At 59.6% G+C, this 25,806-nt stretch carries 25 protein-coding genes; 17 read left to right on the top strand and 8 right to left on the bottom strand.

Annotation, left to right across the window (positions count from 1 at the left end):
• Nucleotides 1-36 precede the first annotated feature (36 nt).
• From DYL59_RS22565 to DYL59_RS22540, 6 genes are all read left to right on the top strand, one after another.
• Complete coding sequence (locus DYL59_RS22565; protein ID WP_016979054.1) at nt 37-207, top strand: YhfG family protein; 171 nt, start codon at nt 37-39, stop codon at nt 205-207.
• Nucleotides 207-806 carry a putative adenosine monophosphate-protein transferase Fic gene (locus tag DYL59_RS22560; protein WP_135291164.1) on the top strand — a complete coding sequence of 200 codons (600 nt, stop codon included), beginning with the start codon at nt 207-209 and terminating at the stop codon, nt 804-806. Before DYL59_RS22565 ends, DYL59_RS22560 begins: the two co-directional genes overlap by 1 nt.
• Nucleotides 807-977: 171 nt before the next feature.
• Nucleotides 978-1,301: a hypothetical protein gene (locus tag DYL59_RS22555; protein WP_135291163.1), complete on the top strand. Its 324-nt coding sequence runs from the start codon at nt 978-980 to the stop codon at nt 1,299-1,301.
• A gap of 270 nt (nt 1,302-1,571) precedes the next feature.
• Nucleotides 1,572-2,063 carry a hypothetical protein gene (locus DYL59_RS22550; RefSeq protein WP_135291162.1) on the top strand — a complete coding sequence of 164 codons (492 nt, stop codon included), beginning with the start codon at nt 1,572-1,574 and terminating at the stop codon, nt 2,061-2,063.
• The gene (locus tag DYL59_RS22545; RefSeq protein WP_135291161.1) at nt 2,060-2,695 is read left to right on the top strand and encodes a DUF1493 family protein; all 636 of its coding nucleotides are present in this window, start codon (nt 2,060-2,062) and stop codon (nt 2,693-2,695) included. The genes DYL59_RS22550 and DYL59_RS22545 overlap by 4 nt, the downstream gene beginning before the upstream one ends.
• Nucleotides 2,696-2,964: 269 nt before the next feature.
• The gene (locus DYL59_RS22540) at nt 2,965-3,321 is read left to right on the top strand and encodes a DUF1493 family protein (RefSeq protein ID WP_135291160.1); all 357 of its coding nucleotides are present in this window, start codon (nt 2,965-2,967) and stop codon (nt 3,319-3,321) included.
• A 185-nt stretch (nt 3,322-3,506) separates the two neighbouring features.
• Here the strand turns inward: DYL59_RS22540 and DYL59_RS22535 are convergent, their stop codons facing one another.
• Nucleotides 3,507-5,048 (bottom strand): phosphoenolpyruvate carboxykinase, encoded by a 1,542-nt coding sequence (locus DYL59_RS22535; protein ID WP_135291159.1) that lies wholly within the window; start codon nt 5,046-5,048, stop codon nt 3,507-3,509.
• A 179-nt stretch (nt 5,049-5,227) separates the two neighbouring features.
• Nucleotides 5,228-6,130: an Hsp33 family molecular chaperone HslO gene (gene hslO, locus DYL59_RS22530; RefSeq protein ID WP_135291158.1), complete on the bottom strand. Its 903-nt coding sequence runs from the start codon at nt 6,128-6,130 to the stop codon at nt 5,228-5,230.
• Nucleotides 6,131-6,234: 104 nt separating this feature from the next.
• On the opposite strand from hslO, the gene DYL59_RS22525 reads away from it, so the two are divergent.
• Entirely contained in the window at nt 6,235-7,038 is an 804-nt protein-coding gene (locus DYL59_RS22525) for a phosphatase PAP2 family protein (RefSeq protein WP_135291157.1), read from the top strand.
• Nucleotides 7,039-7,113: 75 nt separating this feature from the next.
• Here DYL59_RS22525 and DYL59_RS22520 read toward each other — a convergent pair whose 3' ends face one another.
• Nucleotides 7,114-7,521: an RNA-binding S4 domain-containing protein gene (locus tag DYL59_RS22520; RefSeq protein WP_135291156.1), complete on the bottom strand. Its 408-nt coding sequence runs from the start codon at nt 7,519-7,521 to the stop codon at nt 7,114-7,116.
• Between the two features lie 116 nt (nt 7,522-7,637).
• Here DYL59_RS22520 and rimA point away from each other — a divergent pair, with 116 nt between their 5' ends.
• The 3 genes from rimA to rimK are packed head-to-tail and all read left to right on the top strand — an operon-like array spanning nt 7,638 to nt 9,815.
• Complete coding sequence (gene rimA / locus DYL59_RS22515; protein WP_135291155.1) at nt 7,638-8,417, top strand: S6 modification regulatory phosphodiesterase RimA; 780 nt, start codon at nt 7,638-7,640, stop codon at nt 8,415-8,417.
• A gap of 13 nt (nt 8,418-8,430) precedes the next feature.
• Nucleotides 8,431-8,913 carry a retropepsin-like aspartic endopeptidase RimB gene (gene rimB / locus DYL59_RS22510; RefSeq protein WP_005783815.1) on the top strand — a complete coding sequence of 161 codons (483 nt, stop codon included), beginning with the start codon at nt 8,431-8,433 and terminating at the stop codon, nt 8,911-8,913.
• Entirely contained in the window at nt 8,910-9,815 is a 906-nt protein-coding gene (gene rimK / locus DYL59_RS22505) for a 30S ribosomal protein S6--L-glutamate ligase (RefSeq protein WP_003187674.1), read from the top strand. The genes rimB and rimK overlap by 4 nt, the downstream gene beginning before the upstream one ends.
• A 139-nt stretch (nt 9,816-9,954) precedes the next feature.
• Here rimK and DYL59_RS22495 read toward each other — a convergent pair whose 3' ends face one another.
• A complete protein-coding gene (locus DYL59_RS22495; protein WP_135291153.1) occupies nt 9,955-11,268 on the bottom strand; it encodes an ATP-binding protein in 1,314 nt (437 codons plus the stop codon).
• Nucleotides 11,269-11,385: 117 nt separating this feature from the next.
• Nucleotides 11,386-12,126 carry an osmolarity response regulator transcription factor OmpR gene (ompR, locus tag DYL59_RS22490; protein ID WP_015373500.1) on the bottom strand — a complete coding sequence of 247 codons (741 nt, stop codon included), beginning with the start codon at nt 12,124-12,126 and terminating at the stop codon, nt 11,386-11,388.
• Between the two features lie 357 nt (nt 12,127-12,483).
• On the opposite strand from ompR, the gene DYL59_RS22485 reads away from it, so the two are divergent.
• From DYL59_RS22485 to tauD, 7 genes are all read left to right on the top strand, one after another.
• The gene (locus tag DYL59_RS22485; protein WP_135291152.1) at nt 12,484-14,808 is read left to right on the top strand and encodes a Tex family protein; all 2,325 of its coding nucleotides are present in this window, start codon (nt 12,484-12,486) and stop codon (nt 14,806-14,808) included.
• On the top strand, nt 14,808-15,191 hold the full coding sequence (locus DYL59_RS22480) for a PaaI family thioesterase (protein ID WP_135291151.1): 384 nt from the start codon (nt 14,808-14,810) through the stop codon (nt 15,189-15,191). The genes DYL59_RS22485 and DYL59_RS22480 overlap by 1 nt, the downstream gene beginning before the upstream one ends.
• 214 nt (nt 15,192-15,405) lie before the next feature.
• Nucleotides 15,406-16,989, top strand: a complete 1,584-nt coding sequence (gene gshA / locus DYL59_RS22475; RefSeq protein ID WP_135291150.1) for a glutamate--cysteine ligase — start codon at nt 15,406-15,408, stop codon at nt 16,987-16,989.
• A 233-nt stretch (nt 16,990-17,222) separates the two neighbouring features.
• Nucleotides 17,223-18,200: a taurine ABC transporter substrate-binding protein gene (tauA, locus tag DYL59_RS22470; protein WP_135291149.1), complete on the top strand. Its 978-nt coding sequence runs from the start codon at nt 17,223-17,225 to the stop codon at nt 18,198-18,200.
• 16 nt (nt 18,201-18,216) lie between these two features.
• A complete protein-coding gene (gene tauB / locus DYL59_RS22465) occupies nt 18,217-18,996 on the top strand; it encodes a taurine ABC transporter ATP-binding subunit (protein WP_135291148.1) in 780 nt (259 codons plus the stop codon).
• Nucleotides 18,993-19,820 carry a taurine ABC transporter permease TauC gene (gene tauC / locus DYL59_RS22460; protein WP_135291147.1) on the top strand — a complete coding sequence of 276 codons (828 nt, stop codon included), beginning with the start codon at nt 18,993-18,995 and terminating at the stop codon, nt 19,818-19,820. Before tauB ends, tauC begins: the two co-directional genes overlap by 4 nt.
• Before the next feature lie 11 nt (nt 19,821-19,831).
• Nucleotides 19,832-20,668 carry a taurine dioxygenase gene (gene tauD / locus DYL59_RS22455; protein WP_135291146.1) on the top strand — a complete coding sequence of 279 codons (837 nt, stop codon included), beginning with the start codon at nt 19,832-19,834 and terminating at the stop codon, nt 20,666-20,668.
• 126 nt (nt 20,669-20,794) lie between these two features.
• On the opposite strand, the gene mgrA is transcribed toward tauD, so the two are convergent.
• From mgrA to betT, 3 genes are all read right to left on the bottom strand, one after another.
• Complete coding sequence (gene mgrA, locus DYL59_RS22450) at nt 20,795-21,832, bottom strand: L-glyceraldehyde 3-phosphate reductase (RefSeq protein WP_135291145.1); 1,038 nt, start codon at nt 21,830-21,832, stop codon at nt 20,795-20,797.
• Nucleotides 21,833-21,940: 108 nt separating this feature from the next.
• Entirely contained in the window at nt 21,941-23,269 is a 1,329-nt protein-coding gene (locus tag DYL59_RS22445) for an OprD family outer membrane porin (protein ID WP_135291171.1), read from the bottom strand.
• Between the two features lie 269 nt (nt 23,270-23,538).
• The gene (betT, locus tag DYL59_RS22440; protein WP_238340763.1) at nt 23,539-25,500 is read right to left on the bottom strand and encodes a choline transporter BetT; all 1,962 of its coding nucleotides are present in this window, start codon (nt 25,498-25,500) and stop codon (nt 23,539-23,541) included.
• Nucleotides 25,501-25,806 lie beyond the last annotated feature (306 nt).

The raw sequence follows: 25,806 nt of genomic DNA, 5'->3' as shown, positions 1-25,806 counted from the left end.
CGCTACACTCAAACCTTGCTACCCGGGAGTACAGCGATGAGCGAACCGACGTTTGAGCAAAAACAGGATCACTACCACAAGATCCGCCGTTCCAATTACCTGGCCAGCCTTCGCCTGGAAGGGTTCGACACCCAACCGGCCGACGTCGACAAACCCTTGCCGACCCGCGAAGCCGTCCTCGCCAAGTACCGCAACACTCCACGCTGATGATCGACAAATACGGCGTGGGCCAGGACCCGTACTGCTATCCCGGTAGCAGCGTCCTGCGCAACCGCCTCGATTTGCATGACGAGATCCGCCTGCACCAAGCCGAGCGGGAGTTATCCGAAATCGCCGTAGGCAACCTCCCCCTGTTCCCACCGCCCTACAACCTCGAACGCCTGCAACACATCCACCGCACGCTGTTCAGCGACATCTACGAATGGGCGGGTGAGCTGCGCAGCGTCAACATCCAGAAGGGCGACACGCTGTTCTGCACCCCGGAACGCATCCCCCCGGAAGCGGCGAAGATCATCCAACATATGGAGCAGGCCAACTGGTACGTTGGCGTGAGCCAAGCAGAGTTGGTAACGCAAATTGCCGAAGCCTATGGCGACCTCAACGTTATCCACCCCTTCCGCGAAGGTAACGGCCGCGCACAGCGGATTCTGTTTGAGCAGATCATCGTGAATGCGGGGTATTCGGTGAACTGGTGGCTGGTAAAGCACGCGGCGTGGGTGCCGGCGAATATTGATGCGGTGGCGTGTGATTATCAGGGGCTGGAGGCGATTTTTGAGCGGTGTATCAGTAGGCCTGTAAGTGCGTAATCCAATAGCCTTTGGCTAAACCATCTGTTTATTGCCCGAGAACAAACTCACTTCTAAGGTTCGCTTCGTCGCTGCCAAATCAGCGACCGGGTTTGGTCACCCGAAAAACAGCAGAGGCAAACGTGCCAACTCGTTTGGCGTATTTCTTTGAATCTGTATTGGAACACCGCAATGACAAAGCCGAACCTATCTACCAATCGCTATCTCTTTCTTCGCACCAACTTCACCGATACCCATCCCCTCTCAATCGACACTCAAGCCACAGCCGAAGACATCCAGTCCGCCGCCCATCAACGCATCCGCGCAGCCACCGACTTACTGGAAACCTTTTCCTGCCTGACCTTCGAACACGCCGACCTCAAAGACATTTCTCACATCACTAACGCCCTGTACTTACTCGTCCAGGACGGCTGTGATTTGCTGAAAGCTGCACAGCACGTACAACTGCAACCGGCCGCCAAGAAACCAACACAAACGGCCCAGTCAAACAGTTAACCCTGTGGGAGGGGGCTTGAACCCGATAACGGTAGATCAGGCTATACATCTATAACTGACTTACTGCTATCGCGGGCGCGCCCAGCTGTCAGGGGTTTCCGGTTTCACCCAGAAAACGCTCGCCAGTCCAAAAACCGGAACCCTCTGTAAGAAAGCGCCAAAGCCCGTGCAATCCCCTTCCGAAAGTGCAAAAAACTCCCTCCCGGCCCTCTACAAATTTCACCTTCATCTGACCGAAACTAGCGCCCTTTCAACAGCCCTGCAAAAAGCATGAATATCGAAAGGACTCAATATAACGGCCATTACGGCATCACATTCACCGTGCTGCGGCTGACCGTCTTGCCTGCCAATCGACATGCAATGGAAAACCTTTGTTTGTTAGAAGCGGGCACTTCTGCAAACGAGGTACGTCAGCGACTCATTGACCTATACGGAAAAATGCTTGCCCGTGATTTGCCTTGCACGATGACCATTGCGATCGCTAAGCCGCTAACCCGGCAACAGGCTGATTTGATCAATGAACGTGGAACCATCATCGCTTTATTGTTAGCGGGGGCTTTCAGTGCGCCAGTTCGCCCGTTTTCGAAACCCGTAGCACGTGTCGTTGCTACCACCGTGGGAGTCGTCACCAAAAGCTTCATTCGCACCTATCATGCAGGTGACGTAGTCATTGGAATTGAAGCGCAGGTCAAAGGCGGGATAGGCCCTCAACGTTCCGAGGCGGCCTTGGTAATCCCATTCATGGGGGGTACACCCCGATGATGGAATACCTGCAATGGCTGATTTTCATTGTGCTGAACGTGATCATCGACAACAAAATACACGCTCCGAACCTAAGGAAATATGCCGGCCTGTCACTGGTGGCCGCAGGACTCGCCTGCGCGGTATGGCTCCCTTACTGGACGCACGAAATCCGGTTACCCAGCGTACCGATTGGCGCAGTTCTATTAGGCTCAGGCCTATTCTTGGACCGCCACCGCTACAGCCGAGCCAAAACCACTCACCCATTACTTGTGGCCCCGACGGTTAACTTGGCATCTGACTTTCCGGATGACCCGCTCATGCTCCATCTCCTTCAACTCATACATGAAGATGTAGGCCTGCCCAAGTGCCAGATCATTCACCTCAACACCTCCATCAACCACGATCTGGGTTGTAGCAGCGCAGAAGCCAAACGATTGTTCGCAGCATTGAAGCAAGATTTCGGCATGAAAGCCGGCGACTACAAAAACAGCCGCTACTTCAAGCGCCGAGGTTTCGACGCCTATTTACGCTACGTAGAAAGAGGCAGCGAAGGTAAAGCACCCCTCACCATCAACATGCTCTACCAAGCCATCAAAGCCAAACGCTGGAACTCCCAGGCGCTCGAAGCATTCGGATATCAGGTCTCATGAATATCTACCTGCAAACAGCCACTTTTCTCGGCTTTTACCTGCTGCTGCATTACCAAATTAAAGACCCTTCCCTCAGAAAGCGCCTTGCTCTCACATTTCTTGCTACCGGCATCACGTTGACCGTCCTACTACCCTATGTAGCGGTGATTCTCAGAATGCCCTTCCTACCTGTCTTCGTATTCTTGATAGGCTTGGCACTCTTCATCACCCGAAACAAATACCGTCTGCAACGCAAACGCCCCCCTCACTTACTCTTGCGTACCCCCACCATGAACCTGGCCCCTGACCTCCCCGACGACCCCGAGATGCAGCAACTGCTGCAACTGATCCACGAAGAAATCGGCCTGCCGAAACACAAGAGCATCCGCCTTAAAACCGCGATCAATTTCGACCTTGGCTGTGACGGTGCCGAAGCCAAGCAGTTTATGGAAGCCGTGGAACAAACGTTTGAGTTCGACTTGGGCGACTACGATGCCTACCGTTACTTCAACCCACCGGTTTTCGATGTATTCCTCAAACATCGCGCCAAGGGCCGTGGCGAAAAAGTCCCGCTGACCATTGGCATGCTTTACCTGGCGATCAAGACCCATAGCTGGGACACGCAAACCCTGGAAAATCTCAGCTAGTCCAAAGCACAACGCAGATCCAATATGGGAGCGGGCTTGCTCGCGAAGGCGGTATATCAGTCGATGAATGAGTTGACTGACACACCGCCTTCGCGAGCAAGCCCACATTGGACATGTGTAACCCTTACCTCTCGCGCATAAAAAAGCCGCCTCACAAGAGGCGGCTTTTTCACAACCAACGAATCTTACAACTTAGGACCCGCAGCCTTGATCGCATCGCTTACTTCAAACTTCTTGAAGTTCTCGATGAACAGACCCGCCAGTGCCTTCGCCGCTTCATCGTAGGCAGCCTTGTCAGCCCAGGTGTTGCGTGGGTTCAACAGGCCGGTCTCAACGCCCGGTACGGCCAGTGGCACGTCGAGGTTGATGGTGTCGAGGTGTTCGGTTTGCGCACCGATCAACGCGCCGCTCTGGATCGCTGCGATCACGCCGCGAGTGGTCGGGATGTTGAAGCGGTTGCCCACGCCGTAGCCGCCGCCGGTCCAGCCGGTGTTGACCAGGTAGACCTTGGAGCCGAAGCCGCGGATGCGCTTGATCAGCAGCTCAGCGTATTCGCCAGCCGGGCGCGGGAAGAACGGTGCGCCGAAGCAAGTGGAGAAGGTCGACTTGATGCCGCCGCCAGAACCCATTTCGGTCGACCCCACCAGTGCGGTGTAGCCGGACAGGAAGTGGTAGGCCGCTTGTTCTTCGCTGAGGATCGACACGGGCGGCAGTACGCCGGTCAGGTCGCAAGTCAGGAAGATCACCGCGTTTGGCTCACCGCCCAGGTTCTGCTCGGAGCGCTTGGCAACGTGCTCCAACGGGTAAGCGGCGCGGCTGTTCTGGGTCAGGCTGACGTCGGTGTAGTCGGCGTGCTTGGCGTCGTTGATCACGACGTTTTCCAGCACGGCGCCGTGCTTGATGGCCTTCCAGATAACCGGCTCGTTCTTCTCGGACAGGTCGATGCACTTGGCATAGCAACCGCCTTCGATGTTGAACACCACGCCTTCACCCCAGCCGTGTTCGTCGTCGCCGATCAGGTAACGGCTTTCATCAGCGGACAGGGTGGTTTTACCAGTGCCCGACAGGCCGAAGAACAGCGTCACGTCGCCTGCTTCGCCAATGTTGGCGGCGCAGTGCATCGGCAGTACATCGGAAGCCGGCAGCAGGAAGTTCTGCACCGAGAACATGGCTTTCTTCATTTCACCGGCGTAACGCATGCCGGCGATCAGCACTTTTTTCTGTGCAAAGTTGAGGATCACGCAACCGTCGGAGTTGGTGCCGTCACGCTCTGGCACGCACTCGAAGTTGGCAACGTTCAGCACTTGCCACTCTTCACGACCGGCCGGGTTGTACTGGGCCGGGTTGATGAACAGGCAACGACCGAACAGGTTCTGCCAGGCAGTCTGGGTGGTCATTTTCACGGCCAGGTAGTGGTCTTCGGCTGCACCTACGTGAACGTGGGAAACGAAATGCTCTTGCGCGTTGTTGAAGGCCTCGACGCGAGCCCACAGGGCATCGAACTTGTCGGCCGGGAACTTGCGGTTGATCGGGCCCCAGGCGATAGCATCCTGGGTAGTAGGCTCTTCAACGATGAAACGGTCGACCGGCGAACGACCGGTACGGTGACCGGTTTCTACGACCAGCGCGCCAGTATCGGCAAGCACGCCTTCACCGCGCTGCAGGGCTTCTTTGACCAGATCGTCAACACTCAGATCGGTGTATACGGCGTTATTGGCTTGCGTCATGAGGTTCCCCGTCGGCCTATGGCCGAGTGCTCCAAACGTTTTGTAGTAGAAAGTTGCGCACTACTACCGCGAAAAAAGTGGGCCGGATTATGCCAGAAAAGCCCAAAAAGAGTAGGGCCCTCCCGTCAGAACTGCGCTAATCCGGGGTTTGTCAGGTGATTTACCTGTGCTTAAACGTTTTAGTGGCGGGTATCGGAAGGGGTGTCGATACCTGCCCCTGCGAACAATTGCACTACATCGGCCGCATCGAACAGGTAGCGCTGGTTGCAGAACTGGCAGTCGATCTCAATGTTGCCACCATGCTCAACCACCAGGTTCTGCGCGTCTTCCAGGCCCAGGCTGACCAGAGCATTGCCCGAGCGCTCGCGGGAACAGCTGCAATGAAAGCGCAGGGCCTGTGCGTCAAACAGTCGCACAGCCTCTTCGTGATAGAGGCGATGCAGGATGGTTTCGTTGCCCAGGCCCAGCAACTCTTCAGCTGTGAGCGTACCGGCGAGGGCGGTAAGACTACGCCAGCTTTCAGCACGGTCGTCGTCGTCCTTGATGCGATCAGCCGGCAGCTGTTGCAGCAGCAGGCCACGGGCGCGATGGCCGTCGGCGTTCAGCCAGAACTTGGTGCCGACTTGCTGGGACATCACGAAATAGTTGGTGAAGCAGTCCGACAGGGTTTCACCGTCCAGATCAACGATGCCCTGGTAGCGCTGGCCTTCGGTCGGGTCGACGGTCAATGCCAGCACGCCATTGGGCATCAGGTCGGACAGGGTGGCGTCCGGCGCGATCTGGTCGGCTTCATAACGGGCCAGGCCACGGATGTCGCGTTCGCTGGAGCACTCGATCATCAGCAGTGGAATCGGGCCTTCGGAGCGCGCCTGCAGAATCAGCAAACCGTCGAACTTCATGGTGCCGACCAGCAGCGCTGCGGCCGCCATCAGCTCACCGAGCAGTTGTGCGACCGGCTCCGGATAGGGGTGCTTGGCGAGGACTTCGGCGTAGCTGCGCTCCAGCGAGACCAGTTCGCCGCGGGCGTCGGTCTCGTCGAAGATGAAGCGTTGGGTGAAGTCGGTATCCGGTAAATCAGTCATAGGTCTAGGTATCTGAATTGATGACAAATTGATTACAAGGTTTATAAAATTAAACGCTTTAGCACCGATTTGGTGCGGTTTTCTTAAGCACTGGGGGACAGTTTATGAACAATCCGGGTTTGTTCCAAGCCAAGTGGAACCTCGGGCGATGGGCCTTTTGCAATCTACTCGCTATCGCGTTGCTGTGTTTTTGGCTGTGGCCCACGGGCCAGATGCTGTGTGTGGTTTTCGACGAATGGCTGTTCCGCCTGCTCAATGGCCCGCTGGGGAGCAACGCAACGTGGCTGCACATATGGGCCGTAGCCAGTTTGCGACCATTTGATGCGGTGGTCGGCGTCATCCTGCTGACGCTGCTGATTCGCGGCGATTGGGTGTTCAAGGCCGTTCAAGTGCGTCAGGCGCTGTTAGGTTTTGTCGGCATTTTGTTGCTGCTGCTGTTCATCCGCATGCTGTTTTCCAAGCTCGCAGCACAGATGGGCTGGCAACACAGTAGCCCGTCGATGGTGATCAGCGGTGCGATTCAGATGAGTGACTATTTTCCGGGCCTGGAAAAGACCTGGGAATTGAAGGATCGCTCAAGCCAGAGCTTCCCCGGCGATCATGCTTCGGTGTTGTTGATCTGGGGCATGTTCATGACCGTGTTCGCCAAACGCATCGGCCAGGTGCTGGTGATCTGGGGCCTGGCGCTGCTGTTCATGATGCCGCGCTTGGTGGCGGGCGCGCATTGGGGACAAGACGATTACATCGGCGGCGTGCTGCTGGCGTTGTTGGCGCTGGGGTGGGGGTATTACACGCCGTTTGCGGCGAAGGTGTCGCAGGGGTTGTTGCGGGTGACGGCGCCGGTGTTCAAGTTACTGAGCACGTTGCCTGTCATCGGGCGTTTAAGCGTCATGCGCACAGCTGATTGACGACGCAGGGCTAATGTGGGAGCGGGCTTGCTCGCTCCCACATTTTGATTCCCTGTTGAAGGGAAATCCGCGCGATTAATCGTCATTGCCACTGCCGCGAAACTTGAACAAATCGCGGCGCTGCTTCTTGCTTGGTTTGCCGTCGGTGCTCAAACCCATGGCGCCGGCCTTGCGCATCGCGGCTGCATTTTCGCGCTTGGCGATACTGGCTTCGGTCTCGGCATACAACGCCTGTGCTTCGGGCGCGCCACGGCGCACGATAGACAGGGCCTGCACGACCACGGTCTTTTCATCAAAGCCGGTGCGTATCTGGAATTCGTCGCCGACGCGCGGCTCTTTGCCCGGCTTGCAGCGTTCCCCACGATGATGCACCTTGCCGCTCTCGATGGCCGCCTTGGCCAAGGCACGGGTCTTGTAAAAACGCGCCGCCCACAGCCACTTGTCCAACCGGACCTTTTCTTCCTCTTCCTGCTTTTGAGCCACTTGAATTCCTCGCTCTGAAAAATGTCGCAACTGTACTGTTGAAACCCTTCGACGCATAAACCCTTGGGCTCACCTAAGATACGCCAGGTAGCAACCTGTTTCGCGAGGTATACGCCGTGACTGATTTCCCCACTTCCATCACCTCGCCCACTTCTCGCTGCGTGGGTTGCCAGGAAAGCAAGCCCTTGGGGTTCGACTTTTCCTTCGCATACCAACCTATCGTAGACCTTCGTGACCACTCTATTTTCGCCCACGAAGCCTTGGTACGCGGTATCAAGGGTGAGGGCGCGTTCTCGGTGCTGGAGCAGGTCAACGAGAGCAACCGCTACCGCTTCGACCAGCGTTGCCGTACCCAGGCTATCGCCGGGGCCGCTGCATTGGGGATGCAGACCCACCTCTCCATCAACTTCATGCCCAACGCCGTCTACCGCCCGGAATTGTGTATCCGCAGCACCCTGGAGGCCGCGCGGGCACATAATTTCCCGCTCAATCAGCTGATTTTCGAGACATTGGAAAGCGAGCATGTAGATAACTATCGCCATTTGACGAATATTCTGCGTGAATACCGCGAATTCGGCTTCAAGACCGCCATCGACGATTTCGGCGCGGGCTATTCGGGGCTGAACCTGCTGGCCGATTTCCAACCTGATTTGATCAAACTCGACATGGCGCTGATTCGCGATGTCGATCAGGACCGTGTTCGTCAGGTGATCGTCCGGGGGATTGTCACAATCTGTGAGCAGTTGGAGGTTACTGTCATCGCCGAAGGCATAGAGAGTGCCGGCGAGCGTGATTTTCTGTCCGACTGCGGAATATATCTGATGCAGGGTTACTGGTTCGCCAAACCTGCATTCAAAGCCCTGGCCGAGGTTTCCCCCCAAGCCTGGGCGAATTGACCGGTTACCTATATTGAAGACATTTGACCATTTGACCGTTGTGGGTCTGCGTGAGTGGGTGGCACTTCCCGACTTGGGAGTGGCGGGCCTGCGCGCGAAGATCGACACCGGGGCCAGCACCTCCAGCCTGCACGCCACCGATATCGAGCCGTTTGAGCGCGACGGTGAGAAGTGGGTGCGTTTCACCGCGCATCTGGGCAGCGTGGTGCAACTGCGTCACCGCCGCTGCGAAGCGCCCCTGGTGACGATGAAAACCATCAAGAGCTCCAACGGCCATGCGCAGGTGCGCTATGTGATCAGCACCACGTTGGCGCTGGGTGATCGGGTCTGGCGGGTGGAGTTCACCCTGGCCTGCCGCAAAGCCATGCGTTACCGCCTGTTGCTCGGTTCCAAGGCGCTGATTGACGGCCAATTGGTGGTCAATCCCGGCGTCAAGTACGTTCAAGACAAGCCGGTGTTCCCGGTCTCTACTATTTCTGCCCCAGGTGCTGCATGAAGATTGCTGTGCTGTCGCGAAACCCGCGTCTGTATTCCACCCGCCGCCTGGTCGAGGCCGGCACCGAACGTGGCCACGAAATGGTGGTGATCGACACGTTGCGTGCCTATATGAACATTGCCAGCCACAAGCCGCAGATCCACTACCGGGGCAAGCCGCTGGAAGGCTTCGATGCGGTGATCCCGCGTATCGGTGCTTCGGTGACGTTCTATGGCTGCGCGGTGCTGCGCCAGTTTGAAATGATGGGGGTGTTCCCCCTGAATGAATCCGTGGCCATCGCCCGCTCGCGAGACAAGTTGCGCTCCCTGCAACTGCTGTCGCGCCGGGGCATTGGCCTGCCGGTCACGGGTTTCGCCCACTCTCCGGATGATATCCCCGACCTGATCGAGATGGTCAACGGCGCGCCTTTGGTGATCAAGGTGCTGGAAGGCACCCAGGGCATCGGTGTGGTTTTGTGTGAAACCGCCACCGCCGCAGAATCGGTGATCGAGGCGTTCATGGGCCTCAAGCAGAACATCATGGTGCAGGAATACATCAAGGAAGCCGGCGGCGCAGATATTCGCTGCTTCGTGGTGGGCGACAAGGTGATTGCCGCGATGAAGCGCCAGGCCAAACCGGGTGAGTTCCGCTCCAACCTGCACCGCGGTGGTAGCGCCAGCCTGATCAAGATCACTCCGGAAGAGCGCATGACCGCACTGCGCGCTGCCAAGGTGATGGGGTTGAGCGTGGCGGGCGTGGATATCTTGCGCTCCAACCACGGGCCGCTGGTGATGGAGGTGAATTCGTCACCGGGCCTGGAGGGGATCGAGACCACCACCGGCAAGGATGTGGCGGGGATCATCATTCAGCATCTGGAAAAGAATGGTGGGCCGAATATGACCCGGACCAAGGGCAAGGGCTGATAAATCAGTCTGTGACACCCTGAGAAACCAATGTGGGAGCGGGCTTGCTCGCGAATGCGGTGGGTCAGTCGATGAGTCCGTTGACTGACACTCCGTATTCGCGAGCAAGCCCGCTCCCACATTTGATCGGTGTTGTTGCCTAGACCGCGTCTCTGGGCAACATCAGACCCAACGGCAAACGCACACGCGCTTCCAGGCCGCCGCCCTCACGGTTGCGCAACTCGACATTGCCGCCATGCATCGAAGCGATCCGCCGCACAATCGCCAGTCCCAGGCCAGTGCCTTTGCCGCCCCGGGCACGGTCGCCACGGGTGAACGGGTTGAAGATACCTTCCAGTTCATCCGGATCGATACCGGCCCCTCGGTCCATCACGCTCAACACCACATAGGGTGCTGCGCTGTCGCCGGAGACATACGCAGCCACTTCCACATCGGAACCTGCGTGATGCAAGGCGTTACCGATCAGGTTGTTCAACAGACGCTTCATCGACACTCGGCGCAATGCAAACGGCTGGATCGGTTCCAGGCGCATGCGCACCTGCTCGCCATTCTGGTTGTAAGGGGCGACCACTTCGCGAACCAGGTCCGTCAGGTCGACCTCCTCCACCACCTCATCGCGACCATCGCGGATAAACGCCAGGAACTGGTCGAGAATCGCATCCATATCCTCGATATCGCGGACCATGTCATCCGTCAGGTCGTTGTGGTTACCCATCAACTCCAGAGACAAGCGCAACCGCGTCAACGGCGTACGCAGGTCATGGGACACCCCCGCCAGCATCAGCTCGCGTTCGCGCCCCGCCTGCTCGACGTCCTCCGCCATCTGGTTGAATGCGCCATACACCTCGGTCATCTCACTGGGCGTATCGCTGACCGGCAGGCGCACGCTGCGCCCCTGTCCCAACTGGCGAGCGGCAAACACCAGGCGCTTGAGCGGTTGGTTGAGTTGACGTACGAAAATCCACGCGGAGGCGGTGGATAACAACCCAATCGCCAGGAACCAGCCCAGCACGTTCCAGATCTTCTGCCCCCGTAGCGGGTGGGGATACAGCGGTACTTTCAGCCAGTCCTCGCCCAGGCTTGGCGCACGCACCCACAGCGCGGGCGATACGTGCATGCGCAGGCGCACTTCGGTGTCCTCACCGAGTTCGGCCTGCATCTGGCGCTGGTAAATTTCGCTGTAGGGCCAGTGCTGCTCGCCCTCCGGTACACCCGCGCCAGCGACGCGAACCAAGGTGGCAGCCTTGGCGATTTTTTCGCGGTTCTCGGGGTCGGCTGCCCAGTAGGCACGCAGCGTCAGGGCGACGCCGTGGCTGTACTGTCGATCCACCAGCACGTCTTCGTTCATCAGCAGATAAACCAGCGTGAGTGCCTTGGAAAACAGAACGACAATCAGCACCAGCCAAAGGGTGCGGGAGAAAAAACTTTGCGGGAACCACAGCGGGGTTTTCATAGAAGACAGCTAGACACCTTGCAGGAACGAGCGGCGCTCGCAGAATTGCAGACGCCGGGCATCCCGTCGACCCTCATGGGGTCTAACGCCAGGATGCCCGCCCCTGCAAAACATCGGTCACTTGGTTGCAGTACCATCCGGCACAAACACATAACCCACGCCCCACACCGTCTGGATATAGCGCGGTTTGGACGGGTCCGGCTCGATCATCCGCCGCAGGCGCGAGATCTGCACATCAATGGAGCGCTCCAAGGCGTCCCATTCCCGACCACGGGCCAGGTTCATCAGCTTGTCGCGGGTCAACGGCTGGCGAGCATTCATCACCAGGGCCTTGAGCACGGCGAATTCACCGGTGGTGAGCATGTGCACTTCGTCGCCACGCTTGAGCTCACGGGTGGCCAGCGACAGCTCGTAGTCGCCAAAGGTAACGCTCTCGTCTTCGCTGCCTGGCGCGCCCGGTACTGGCGGAGCCTGGCGACGCAATACGGCCTTGACCCGTGCCATCAACTCATCGGGGTTGAACGGCTTGGCCAGGTAGTCATCAGCGCCCAGTTCCAGGCCCTTGATGCGGCTCAGCTCATCGCCCTTGGCGGTGAGCATGATGATTGGAATCTGGTTGTTCGCGCCGCGCAGGCGTTTGCAGGCGGTCAGGCCGTCTTCGCCGGGCAGCATCAGGTCGAGTACGACCAGGTTGAATACTTCACGCCCCAACAGGCGGTCCATCTGCTCGGTGTTAGGCACCGCGCGGGCACGGTAGCCCTTGGAGTTGAAGAAACGCTCCAGCAGGCTGCTCAGCCCCGGATCGTCATCAACGATGAGAATTTTTTCGCCTTCAGCAGTTTGTGCAGTGCTGCTCATTGGATGCTCCTCTTATCTCGGCGCGCATTATGGCGTAGCTGCCGTTATACGCACCGTGTGCATTGTTAGCAGATTTTTCCTCTACCGCCAGCGAACCCGCGCGCTACAACCGCGGCTGCAGTACCCCCCAAGGGCAGAACGCTGGTTATAATGCGGCGCCTTCTTGCAGGGCAACGTCAGATCGTTACCGTTTACTGCCGGGCTTTTTTTCACCCGTTTGTCGTGACTTTTTCGATTTCGAGGGTCAATAGGCTGCCTCTTGACCCAGGCAGCGGCGCCAGTCGGGCCGCTCAACCAGCCTTGCCGGGCCTTGTTTTCCGGGCCTGCCAGCTGCTTTTAAGAATTTCAGGTGGTTTTATGGACAGCATCAACAGCCGCATCGCCGAGGAACTCGGTGTACGCCCCCAACAGGTCGAAGCGGCCGTCGCTCTACTGGATGAAGGCTCCACGGTGCCCTTCATCGCCCGTTACCGTAAAGAAGTGACCGGCAGCCTCGACGATACCCAACTGCGTCACCTGGAAGAGCGCCTGCGCTACCTGCGAGAACTCGACGAACGGCGCATCAGCATCCTTGCCAGCATCGAGGAGCAAGGCAAGCTGACCCCGCAACTCGAACGCGACATCAAGCTCGCCGACACCAAGACCCGCCTCGAAGACCTGTACCTGCCGTACAAACAGAAACGCCGCACCAAGGGCCAGATTGCCCTGGAAGCCGGCCTGGGCGAGCTGGCCGACGGCCTGTTCAACGACCCGTCGCTCACTCCGGACACCGAAGCCGCCCGCTTCATCGACGCCGAAAAAGGCGTGGCCGACGTCAAGGCCGCTCTCGAAGGTGCCAAGTACATCCTCATGGAGCGTTTCGCCGAAAACGCCAGCCTCCTGGAAAAACTGCGCACCTACCTCAAGCAGGAAGCCATCCTCAGCGCCCGAGTCATCGCCGGCAAAGAGGAAGAAGGCGCCAAGTTCCGCGACTACTTCGAGCACGACGAGCCGCTCAAGAGCATGCCATCCCACCGTGCGCTCGCCATTTTCCGCGGCCGCAACGAAGGTATCCTCAGCTCCGCGCTCAAAGTCGGCGACGAACTGCCGGGCACCATGCACCCGTGCGAGGGCATGATCGGCCAACAATTCGGCATCCAGAACCAGAACCGCCCTGCGGACAAATGGCTCGGTGAAGTCGTGCGCTGGACCTGGAAGGTCAAGCTCTACACCCACCTGGAAACGGACCTGCTGGGCGAGTTGCGCGACGGCGCCGAAACCGAGGCGATCAACGTGTTTGCCCACAACCTGCACGACTTGCTGCTGGCCGCACCCGCCGGCCCACGCGCCACATTGGGCCTGGACCCGGGCCTGCGCACCGGCTGCAAGGTGGCGGTGGTCGACTCCACCGGCAAGCTGCTGGACCACGCCACCGTGTACCCGCATGTGCCGCACAACAAGTGGGACCAGACCCTGGCGATCCTCGCCGCGCTGTGCGCCAAGCACGCCGTGGACCTGATCGCCATCGGCAACGGTACCGCCAGCCGCGAGACCGACAAGCTGGCCGCTGAACTGATCAAGAAATACCCGGCCATGAAGATGACCAAGGTCATGGTCTCCGAGGCCGGTGCTTCGGTGTACTCGGCGTCGGAACTGGCGTCCAAGGAGTTCCCGGATCTGGACGTGTCGATCCGTGGCGCGGTGTCCATCGCCCGTCGCCTGCAAGACCCGCTGGCCGAGCTGGTGAAGATCGACCCTAAATCCATCGGTGTCGGCCAGTACCAGCACGACGTGTCGCAGCTGAAACTGGCGCGCGGCCTGGATGCCGTGGTGGAAGACTGCGTGAACGCCGTGGGCGTGGACGTCAACACCGCCTCCGTGGCGCTGCTGGCGCGTATCTCCGGCCTCAACGCCACCCTGGCGCAGAATATCGTGACCCACCGTGACGAGAACGGCGCGTTCAAAACCCGCGCCGCGCTGAAAAAAGTCGCACGCCTGGGCGAAAAAACTTTTGAACAGGCCGCCGGTTTCCTACGCGTGATGAACGGCGACAACCCGCTGGACTCCTCCGCCGTCCACCCGGAAGCCTACCCGCTGGTGCAACGCATCGCCGCCGAGACCGACCGTGACATCCGCTCGCTGATCGGTGACGCCGCGTTCCTCAAGCGCCTGGACCCAAAGAAGTACACCGACGAAACCTTCGGCGTGCCGACCATCACCGACATCCTGCAAGAGCTGGAAAAACCCGGCCGTGACCCGCGTCCCGAGTTCAAGACCGCCGAGTTCCAGGACGGCGTCGAAGACCTCAAGGACTTGGAACTGGGCATGATCCTCGAAGGCGTGGTCACCAACGTGACCAACTTTGGCGCTTTTGTGGACATCGGCGTGCATCAGGACGGCTTGGTGCATATCTCTGCGCTTTCGGAGAAGTTCATCAAGGACCCGCGTGAAGCTGTTAAAGCCGGTGATGTGGTCAAGGTCAAGGTCATGGAAGTCGACATCCCGCGCAAACGTGTGGGCTTGTCGATGCGCATGAGCGACACCCCCGGTGAGAAAATCGACGGTGCCCGTGGCGCCCGTCCAGGTTCGGCACCACGCCAGTCGCAAAACAGTGCACCGCGCAAGGAAACCGCAGCGCCAGCGCCAAGCAATAACGCCATGGCGTCGTTGTTCGCCAACGCCAAACAGCTGAAGAAGCGCTGATGGAACTCCCGGCCGGCGTGACCCACAGCGCATTCAGCGAACTGATTGGCTGCCGCCTGCAACGCCTTGAAGAAGGCGTTGCCGAGGTGGCCCTGACCCTGGAGCCGCACCTGCGCAACCGCGCGGGCAAGCTCCATGGCGGCGCGATTTTCAGCCTGGTGGACATTGCGATGGGACTGGCCTGTTCCAGCGCCCATGGTTTTGACCAGCAGAGCGCGACCATCGAGTGCAAGATCAACTACATCCGCGCCGTGGAAGACGGCGACGTGGTGTGCATCAGCCGGGTGATTCATGCCGGTCGCCGCACGCTGGTGGTTGAAGCGGACGTGCACCAGGGCGACAGACTTGTCGCAAAAGCGCAGGGCACCTTCGCTGTCCTATAGCTCCCCACCCACGATTTGAGTTAATTTCGGCGCTGCACGAACGGCGTCGGAATTTTCTCGCTGCGCTGTAGCCAAATTCATGGAGTGAAGTGGGCTTTTTCAGAGCGGGTCAAATCGACTCTTAACCAGGCGAAAACGCCAGTTTTAACTTCACCCTTGTAGACCGTCCTGCCCACCCCCATATTGGGGCGACTGACGCGTGAAGGAATCCAACTTGAGCGAACTTCTCAACCGCCGCCTGGCCCTGCTCGGCAAGCGCGAACACCTCTCCCTGCTAGAGCAGTGCTTGCACGGCATCGAGCGTGAATGCCTACGCGTCACCGGTGAGGGTCGCCTGGCGCAAACGCCGCACCCTGAAGCCCTGGGCGCTGCGTTGACTCACGAACAAATCACCACCGACTACTCCGAATCGCTGCTGGAGTTCATCACGCCTGCACTGCCCAACCCGGCCGATACCCTGAGCAGCCTGGACAAGATCCACCGCTTTGCCTACAGCAAGCTCGGCAGCGAGTACCTGTGGAGCCCTTCGATGCCGTGCCCGTTGCCGGCCGAGGAAGATATTCCGATTGCCTACTACGGCACGTCCAATATCGGGCAGCTCAAGTATGTGTACCGCAAGGGCCTTGCCCTGCGATACGGCAAGACCATGCAGTGCATCGCTGGCATCCACTACAACTTTTCCCTGCCGGAACAGCTGTGGCCGCTGCTCAAGGAAACGGAAGGGTTCGTGGGTACCGACCGCGACTTCCAGTCCAGTGCCTATATCGCGCTGATCCGCAACTTCCGCCGCTACAGTTGGCTGTTGATGTACCTGTTCGGGGCTTCACCGGCCCTGGATGCCGGTTTCCTGCGCGGTCGCTCGCACCAGCTGGAAGTGCTGGACGCCGACACCCTGTACCTGCCCTACGCCACCAGCCTGCGCATGAGCGACCTGGGTTACCAGAGCAACGCCCAAGCCGGCCTGACGCCGTGCTACAACGATCTGGCCAGCTACACCGACAGCCTGCGCGAAGCGGTGGCAACGCCCTACCCGCCGTATGTCGAAATCGGCACCCATCAGGACGGTGAGTGGGTGCAGCTCAACACCAACATCCTGCAGATCGAAAACGAGTACTACTCCAACATTCGCCCCAAGCGCGTGACCTACACCGGCGAACGGCCGATCCAGGCGCTGGTGGCTCGCGGTATCCAGTACATCGAAGTGCGCTGCCTGGACATCAACCCGTTCCTGCCGATGGGTATCGACTTGCCGGAGTCGCGTTTCCTCGACGCCTTCCTGTTGTACTGCGCCCTCAACGACAGCCCTCAACTGGCGGACAACGAGTGCGGTAACGCGACCTCCAACTTCCTCAGCGTGGTCAAGGAAGGTCGTCGTCCGGGCTTGCAGTTGCAGCGTCAGGGCCAACCTGTAGACATGAAGGAATGGGCTGGCGAACTGCTGGAAAAAATCGCGCCGCTCGCGGCCCTGCTCGACGAAAGCCACGGCATCACCGAACACAGCCAGGCGCTGGACGCCCAGTTGGCGAAGGTCAAGGATTCGTCCCTGACGCCGTCGGCCCAGGTGCTGGCGGCGATGGCCGAGCGCAAGGAGAGTTTTGCGCAGTTCTCCCTGCACCAGAGCCAGCTGCACGCCGAGCATTTCCGTAAGGAGCCGTTGCCAGCAGAGGAGCAGGCACGCTTTGAAGAACTGGCGCGTACGTCGCTGGCACAACAGGCGGAGCTGGAGCAGAACGAAGTGGGCGATTTCGATGTGTTTGTCGGGTCGTACCAGGCGAGCATCCTCGCCATCAGCAACTAAGGCCTTACACAAAACCCTTGTGGGAGCGGGCTTGCTCGCGAAAGCGGTGTATCAGCAACACACTCAGTGGCTGACACTCCGCTTTCGCGAGCAAGCCCGCTCCCACATTTGGCCTGTGTCCACTCGACATTCTCCTAATAAGCTAATTCGAAAATGTTATTTATTTTCGAGTTCTTAGATCATTTAGTCTCCTCACACGCCGATCCTCGGCCGCCTGATTGAGGAGCTTCCCCGTGAAACTGTTAACCCGTCTGCGCCTCTTGGCTGCATTGTCCCTGGCCGGTGCCAGCCTGTTTGCCCAGGCGGCGGATGTGACCATCGCTTACCAGACCACCGTGGACCCGGCCAAAGTCGCCCAGGCCGACGGCGCGTATGAAAAAGCCACCCAAGCCAAGATCAACTGGCGCAAATTCGACAATGGCGCCGATATCATCGCCGCCATCGCTTCCGGTGACGTGCAGATCGGCTACCTCGGTTCCAGCCCGCTGACTGCCGCCATCACCCGCAAAGTGCCGGTGGAAACCTTCCTCGTCGCCACCCAGATCGGCGGTGCCGAAGCGCTGGTGGCGCGCAACGGTTCGGGGATCAACAGCCCGCAGGACCTGGTAGGCAAAAAAGTCGCCGTGCCGTTTGTCTCTACCGGCCACTACAGCCTGTTGGCCGCACTGAAGCACTGGAACATCGACCCCTCCAAAGTGACCGTCCTCAACCTCGCACCGCCGGCCATCATCGCCGCCTGGAAACGCGGTGATATCGACGCCACCTACGTATGGGACCCAGCCCTGGGCGTGGCCAAGGAAAACGGCAAGGTGCTGATCACCTCCGGCGAACTGGCCAAGTTCGGCGCACCAACTTTCGATGCCTGGATCGTGCGTAAGGATTTTGCCGAGAAGCACCCGGAAATCGTCACCGCCTTCGCCAAGGTCACCCTGGATGCCTACGCCGCCTACCGCAAAGACCCACAAGCCTGGATCGCCGACAAAGGCAACGTCGACAAGCTGGTGAAACTCTCCGGCGCCAAAGCCGCTGATATCCCATTGCTGCTGCAAGGCAACGTCTACCCGCTGGCCGCTGACCAGGTGACCCTGCTGGGCGCCCCGACCACCAAGGCCGTAACCGATACCGCTGCGTTCCTCAAGGAGCAAGGCAAGGTCGATGCCGTGCTGCCGGACTACGCCCCTTACGTCAGCGCCAAGTTCATTACCAACTGATCAGGAGTTCATCGCGATGGCCTTGCTACAACTGGAGCGCATCAGCGCACAGTACCCAGGCGCCACACAACCGGTACTGTCTGACATCTCAATCGACCTGGGGCCCCAGCAATTGCTGGTGGCCCTGGGCCCGTCCGGCAGTGGCAAGACTTCGCTGTTGAACCTGATTGCCGGCTTTGTCGAACCCTCTTCCGGGCGCATCACCCTTGATGGCGTACCCGTCAAAGGCCCCAGCGCCGAACGAGGCGTAGTGTTCCAGGACGACGCCCTGCTGCCCTGGCAGGACGTGCTGGCCAACGTCGGCTTCGGCCTGGAGCTGGCCGGTGTACCCAAGGCGCAACGTGAAGTGCGCGCCCGGGAAATGCTGGCGTTGGTGGACCTGGCCGGTTTCGACAGTCGGCGTATCTGGCAACTCTCCGGTGGCCAGAAGCAACGCGTTGGCCTGGCCCGTGCACTGGCCGCCGACCCTCGCGTATTGCTGATGGACGAACCCTTCGGCGCCCTCGATGCCTTCACCCGCGAGCAGATGCAGGAGTTGCTGCTGCAGGTCTGGCGGCGCACGGCCAAGCCGGTATTCCTGATTACCCACGACATTGAAGAAGCGGTGTTCCTCGCCACCGACCTGATCCTGCTGGCGCCCAACCCAGGGCAGATCGTCGAGCGCCTGAGCCTGGACTTCGGCCAACGCTACGCTGCCGGCGAGTCGGCACGGGCGATCAAGTCCGACCCGCGCTTTATCGAAACCCGCGAACACGTACTGGGCAAAGTGTTCTCCCAACGGCAGGTGTCCGCATGAGCAGCTACGAAATTGCCACCAAGCCAGTGGTGCACCCGGTTATCCCGGTACGCCGCAGATTGAGCACGCGCTGGATCAGCGTATTGACCCTGCTCGCGTTGCTCGCGCTGTGGTGGGCCGTGACCGCCACCGGCCTGATCGAGCCCCTGTTCCTGCCTCCGCCTTCTGCTGTGCTGCAAAAAGGCTGGCTGCTGGCGACCAGTGGCTATATGGATTCCACGCTGTGGCAGCACCTGGGCGCAAGCCTCAGCCGTATCGGTCTGGGCCTGGGCTTTGCAGTACTGACCGCCGTGCCGGTGGGGATTGCCATCGGCGCCAACCGCATTGCCCGTGGCGTGCTCGACCCGTTGATCGAGTTCTACCGGCCGATACCGCCCTTGGCCTACCTGCCGTTGATCGTGATCTGGTGCGGCATTGGCGAGCTGTCCAAGGTGCTGCTGATTTACCTGGCGATCTTTGCGCCCATTGCCATCGCCACCGCGACCGGCGTGCGCACCGTCGACCCGGCCAAGTTGCGGGCGGCACAGTCATTGGGGGCGACCCGTGCCCAGCTGATTCGCCATGTGATCCTGCCGAGCGCCCTGCCCGACATCCTCACTGGCGTGCGCATCGGCCTGGGTGTGGGCTGGTCCACCCTGGTCGCCGCCGAGTTGATCGCGGCCACCAGTGGCCTTGGTTTTATGGTGCAGTCGGCGGCGCAGTTCCTGGTCACCGATGTGGTGGTGCTGGGCATCCTGGTCATCGCCCTGATCGCCTTCGCCATGGAAATGGGCCTGCGCGCCCTGCAGCGTAAATTGGTGCCGTGGCATGGCCAGGCACATTGAGTGAGAACCGCATGAGCAGCCTGACCGTTACCCCAATCAGCACCGCCCTGGGCGCCCAGATCAATGGCGTCGATATCACCCAACCGCTGAACATTGAACAGCGCGACGCCATCGAACAGGCGTTGCTCACCCACTCGGTGCTGTTCTTTCGCGGCCAAGCCATCAACCCGCAGCAACAAGCGCGGTTCGCGGCGAATTTCGGTGACCTGCACATTCACCCGATCTACCCCAACGTGCCGGAAACGCCTGAAGTGCTGATCCTCGACACCGCCGTCACCGACGTGCGCGACAATGCGGTATGGCACACCGACGTGACCTTCCTGCCCACCCCGGCCCTGGGCGCGGTGCTCAGTGCCAAGCTGTTGCCCGCGTTTGGCGGCGACACGTTGTGGGCCAGCGGGATTGCGGCATATGAGGCGCTGTCCGAGCCATTGAAGCGCTTGCTCGACGGGCTCACCGCGACCCACGACTTCACCAAATCCTTCCCACTGGAGCGTTTTGGCAACACCGCCGAAGACCTGGCGCGCTGGGAAGAAACCCGCAAGAAGAACCCACCGCTGTCCCACCCGGTGGTGCGCACGCATCCGGTGAGTGGGCGCAAGTCGCTGTTTGTCAGTGATGGGTTCACCACCAGGATCAACGAACTGGAACCGGCGGAAAGCGAGGCGATTCTCAAGCTGTTGTTCGCCCACGCCACCCGCCCGGAATTCACCATTCGCTGGCGCTGGCAGGAAAACGATGTGGCGTTCTGGGACAACCGCGTGACTCAACACTACGCGGTGGACGACTACCGCCCGCAGCGGCGGGTGATGCACCGGGCGACGATTCTAGGCGACGTACCGTTCTAACGACTGGCGAAGCTCAAAATGTGGGAGGGGGCTTGCTCCCGATAGCGGTGGGTCAGCTAGAGATATGCTGACTGATCCACCGCCATCGGGAGCAAGCCCCCTCCCACATTGACCGAGTGCTACAGGTTATTCAGCGGTGGATGGCTTTTCCCACAGGTTGATCCCGCCTTCCTGGGCAAACCGGTCGATCTGCGCCAGTTCTTCTGCACTGAAGCTCAGGTTCTTCAATGCGCCGACGTTCTCGATGATCTGCTCTGGTCGGCTGGCGCCGATCAGCGCACTGGTCACCCGTGGGTCGCGCAGGGTCCAGGCCAGGGCCATTTGGGCGAGGCTCTGGCCGCGACGCTGGGCAATTTCATTGAGTGCACGTACGTGAGCAATGTTCTCTTCGGACAAGTGCTTGGCCTGCAACGAACCACCACCCGGACGGTTCACCCGCGCATCCGCAGGCACCCCGTTGAGGTACTTGTCGGTCAGCAAACCCTGGGCCAGCGGCGTGAACGCGATCACCCCGGCACCGAGTTCTTCAGTGGTGTCCAACAGGTCTTTTTCCACCCAGCGGTTGAGCAGGTTGTAGGCCGGTTGGTGGATCAACAGCGGCACTTTCCACTCTTTGAGCAAGGCGGCGATTTCGCGGGTTTTTACCCCGGAGTAAGACGAGATGCCAATGTACAACGCCTTGCCTTGTTGCACGGCGGTGGCGAGGGCGCTGGCGGTTTCTTCCAGCGGGGTGTCGGCGTCAAAACGGTGGGAGTAGAAGATGTCCACGTAATCGACGCCCAGGCGTTGCAGGCTCTGGTCCAGGCTCGCCAACACGTACTTGCGCGAACCGCCGCCCTGGCCGTAAGGGCCTGGCCACATGTCCCAACCGGCCTTGCTGGAGATGATCAATTCATCGCGGTAATGCTTGAAGTCTTCACGCAACAAACGACCGAAATTGATCTCGGCGCTGCCATAGGGTGGGCCGTAGTTGTTGGCCAGGTCGAAGTGGTTGATACCCAGGTCAAACGCCGTGCGCAACAGGGCGCGCTGGGTGTCGATCGGGGTGCTGTCGCCAAAGTTGTGCCACAGCCCCAGGGACAGTGCTGGCAGCACCAATCCACTGCGGCCTACGCGGCGATACGGGATAGATTCATAGCGGTTTTCGGCAGCAATGTACGTCATCGAATCCTCTCTGGGCTTGGGGCTAATAAGGCCTGGGAATAAGGTTATTCCCAGGCCTTTTAACCCGCTGAATCGCTTAAGTCTGCCCTTTCGTTTTACAGCAATTGCCTACCAGAGTGGAACGACATAGCTGACATAAAAGCGGTTTTCATCCTGCACGGTGGCACCGGTAATGTCGGGGCTGGCGTGGGCGTTTTTCCAGGTCACACCCAGGCCTTTGAGGGTGCCTGTGGGCACTTGATACGCCACCGCAACGTTGCGCTCCCATTCGCTGGTAGTGCCCTGTGCCGTGCGGATGTCGTCGCCATGGGCATAGGCGGCGGAGAACGTCAGGCCGGTGAGGCCCAGCTTGCCCAAATCATATTTGTACTGCGCCAGCCAAGTGCGCTCGCCAGCGTGCTGGAATTTGTTCAACTGCATGTTGGTCAGTGCCGGCGTGTCGGCGCCTGAGCCCGGACCCTGGCGGTTATCGCCGCTGTTGAGGCCAGAGTCGAGGTAAGGGAAATCACTGTCGCCGCTGTTTTTCTGGATACCCAGGCCGACGGTATGGCCGTCCAGGCTGTAGCTCTCAAGCAGGCTGGCGGTGGTCTGGTTGATACGGCCCTTGTTAACGCCATCGCCATACAGACCGCTGGCGGCGTAGTCCTTGTCGCCGTCGGCGTTACCGCCCACACCGAGGCTGCGGAACACGCGAATATCGGTGTCGATCGCCCCCACCGACAGGGCGTCATGGCGCTTGGCGCCGAGGAAGAATTGTTGGTAGTAATCCTCAAGGTTGGAATACCACAGGCTCACCGTGGTGTTCTGGATGCCGGTGTAGTCGGCGCCGCCGAACAGGAAGCGGTCACTCTCTTTGGTACCGCCGGCAGTGATCATGCCCTGGTCGCCGGTTTCGTTGCGGATCTTGGTCTTGAGGATATCGCCACCGGTGAAGGTGAAGTCGGTGAGGTCCTTGGACACCAACTGCACACCGGTATTGGTCTGCTGGTACAGGCGACCGTCGGTGTTGGCGAGGATCGGGTTGTTGCCGTACAGGGTGCCGACGCGCAGTTCATCCTTGGCAAAACGCATCTTGAACGTGGGGCTGAGCACGCCGAACTGGTCGGCGGATTTGCCGTTGTCCAATGGGAACATGCTGCCGGGGTAGCGGCCTTGGTGATCCTTGTCGTTGAGGTCGCCGCCGGAGTCCAGCTTCAACCCGTAGAACGCCTGCAGGTCCAGCCCGAAACCCACAGGCCCCTCGGTGTAGCCGGACTTGAAGTTGAACTCGAAGCCCTGGCCCCAATCCCGGATGCTGTGGGCCTTGGCGTTGCTGTTCACCACATCGCGCCCCTGCTGGTTGAGGTAGCGGTTGAGCAGGGTCACATCGGCGTGGCTGTCATCGATAAAATCGGCATGGGCGGACAACATAAAGCTCGCCATGGCGGCACCCACCATAGGGCTTATCAACGTCTTCATTGTTACCGGTCTCCGTCACTGTTCTGAAATGAAAGCGTCAAACGCTTCACACAATTACGCAGGGGACAGATGACAGTTACGCTTCAAAACCGGCGTGCGGCGGATGAAATTAAATTTAAGAAAGCCCTGTAGATCAGGGCCTTGCGAGGTTTTATGTGGGAGCGGGCTTGCTCGCGAAGGCGGTGCATCAGTCACACATGCATCGACTGACACGACGTCTTCGCGAGCAAGCCCGCTCCCACAAAAAGCTAGCGCACCAAGTGCAAAAATTGCAGGTGTCGCTCGTACTGGTCAAGGATGTCGTTGATGATCTGCTCCTTGGTGTAACCCACCAAATCGTAGTCCTGGCTGCCCTCGGCCAAGTGCACTTCCGCCCGGTAGTAGCGACGGTTGTTGAGCTCCTTGGAGCCCATGCCGCCACGGGCGAACGACGGCGTGAAGTAACCGCGCATCTGCACCTGGTAGATAAACGGATGTTCCTCGCCATGGCCGATTTCCAGGCTGACGCTGTCGTTGGACGGATCAGGCTGGGTCATCACATTCAGGCCCTTCTCCACGAACACGGCGGTCACTTCTTCAATCGCCGGGCGTACCGTCGATTCAAGGAAGCGGTACACCTCATCCCGCGAAGGAAAATGCACGGCCTGACTCAAACGCTGGCGCCAACCACCACGGCCCCTGCGCGATGCCGATACCGGCGCCAGCGAATGCAGTTGCGCGATCTGCTTTTGCGACTCCAGGTAGAACGCCTTGTGCAGCCCCCACATCATCAGCAGCAAAATCATCGAGAACGGCAGCGAGGTCAGCACCACCGCGGACTTGAGCGAGTCGATGCTGCCGGCAAACAGCAACGCACTGGTAACCAGCCCGGTCATCACCCCCCAGAACACCCGCAGCCATTTCGGCCCGTCTTCATCGGCGTTGCCGCCTTTGGATGACAGGGTCGACAGCACCACGGTGCCCGAGTCGGCCGAGGTGACGAAGAACACGAAGCTGATGAACACCGTCACCGCAATCACGGTCTTGGCCCATGGATAGGTTTCCAGCAACAGGTAGAGGCTCATCGATGGGTTATCGATAGCCGACTGACCGAGCGCCGCCATACCGTGGTTGAGCACTTGGTCGATGGCGCTGTTGCCGAAAATCGACATCCACGCCAGGGTGAAACCCAACGGGATCAGCAGCACGCCGAACACGAATTCGCGGATGGTGCGGCCACGGGAAATACGCGCGATAAACAGGCCCACGAACGGCGACCATGCAATCCACCAGGCCCAGTAGAACACCGTCCAACCGCCCAGCCAGTCGCTGGGCTTGTCGTAGGCGTACACATCAAAACTCTTGGTCGGCAACGCGCCCAGGTAGTCACCGATGTTCTGGATCAGAGTGTTGAGCAAATGCTGGGTGGGGCCTGCAAACAACACAAACAGCAGCAGCGCACAGGCCAGCAGCATGTTGATGTCGGACATCACCCGCACGCCCTTGTCGACGCCGGCCACCGCGACGATGATCGCGGCGCCCATCATCAAGGTGATCAACCCCACCTGGATCCACTGGGTGTGGGCGATGCCGAACAGGTAGTCCAGGCCAGAGTTGAGGTGCAACACCCCAAAGCCCATATCCGCGCCAAGGCCGAACACCGTGGCGATGATGCCGAAGCCATCCACCGCATAACCGATCGGGCCGTTGATGCGCTTGCCGATCAGTGGGTACAACGCCGAACGCAGCGCCAGCGGCAGGTTATGCCGGTAGGCGAAGTACGCCAGCGCCATGCCGACAAATGCGAACACACCCCAGCCATGCAGGCCCCAATGCAGAAACAGAATCTGCATGGCCTGGCGTGCAGCATCGGCGTTCATCGGTGCGCCCTGGGGCGGTTGCACCAAGTGGGTCAATGGTTCGGAAACGCAGAAGAAAAACAGCGTGATGCTGATCCCGGCGGCAAACAGCATGCCGGCCCAGGACAGGTAACTGAATTCGGGCTCGTCGTGGTCGGCACCGAGTTTTATCTTGCCGTAGCCCGATAACGCGGTGACCACCACGAAGACCAGATACAGGGTCATCGCCAGCATGTAGTACCAGCCGACCGTATTGGCCGCCCAGTTTTGCGCCGCCAGCAACCAGGCGCCGGCCTGTTGCGGAATGGCGATGACAGTGACGCCGAACAGCAGGATGAAGGTTGCAGCGAAGTAGAAGACCGGCGCATTCATGCGCACCTGGCCGCTGGAGGGGGTGGACGATGCACTCATGAACGATGCACCCCGAAGGTGTGGGATATGGCTGTAAAAAACGGACTCAGCAAAGGTAAGCCTCCTGTTGTGAGCGGGCAGCGAACCACCGGGTTTAACTTGAACGAGCGTTCAATTTAAACATGGATAGGCGGTTTTGGACTAATCGCAGGGCTGAGTGGTAAGTAATTCCTACACTAGCTCAAGGAAAGGTATGACGGATGGGGATGGAAAATCGTTCAGCGACTACGCTGGCAAAAAGTGGAACGCGGTAAAAAATGTGGGAGC

The organism is Pseudomonas kairouanensis (genome assembly GCF_004682055.1).
In the GTDB taxonomy this organism is placed as follows: domain Bacteria; phylum Pseudomonadota; class Gammaproteobacteria; order Pseudomonadales; family Pseudomonadaceae; genus Aquipseudomonas; species Aquipseudomonas kairouanensis.
This window is presented reverse-complemented; position numbering and strand designations above follow the sequence as displayed.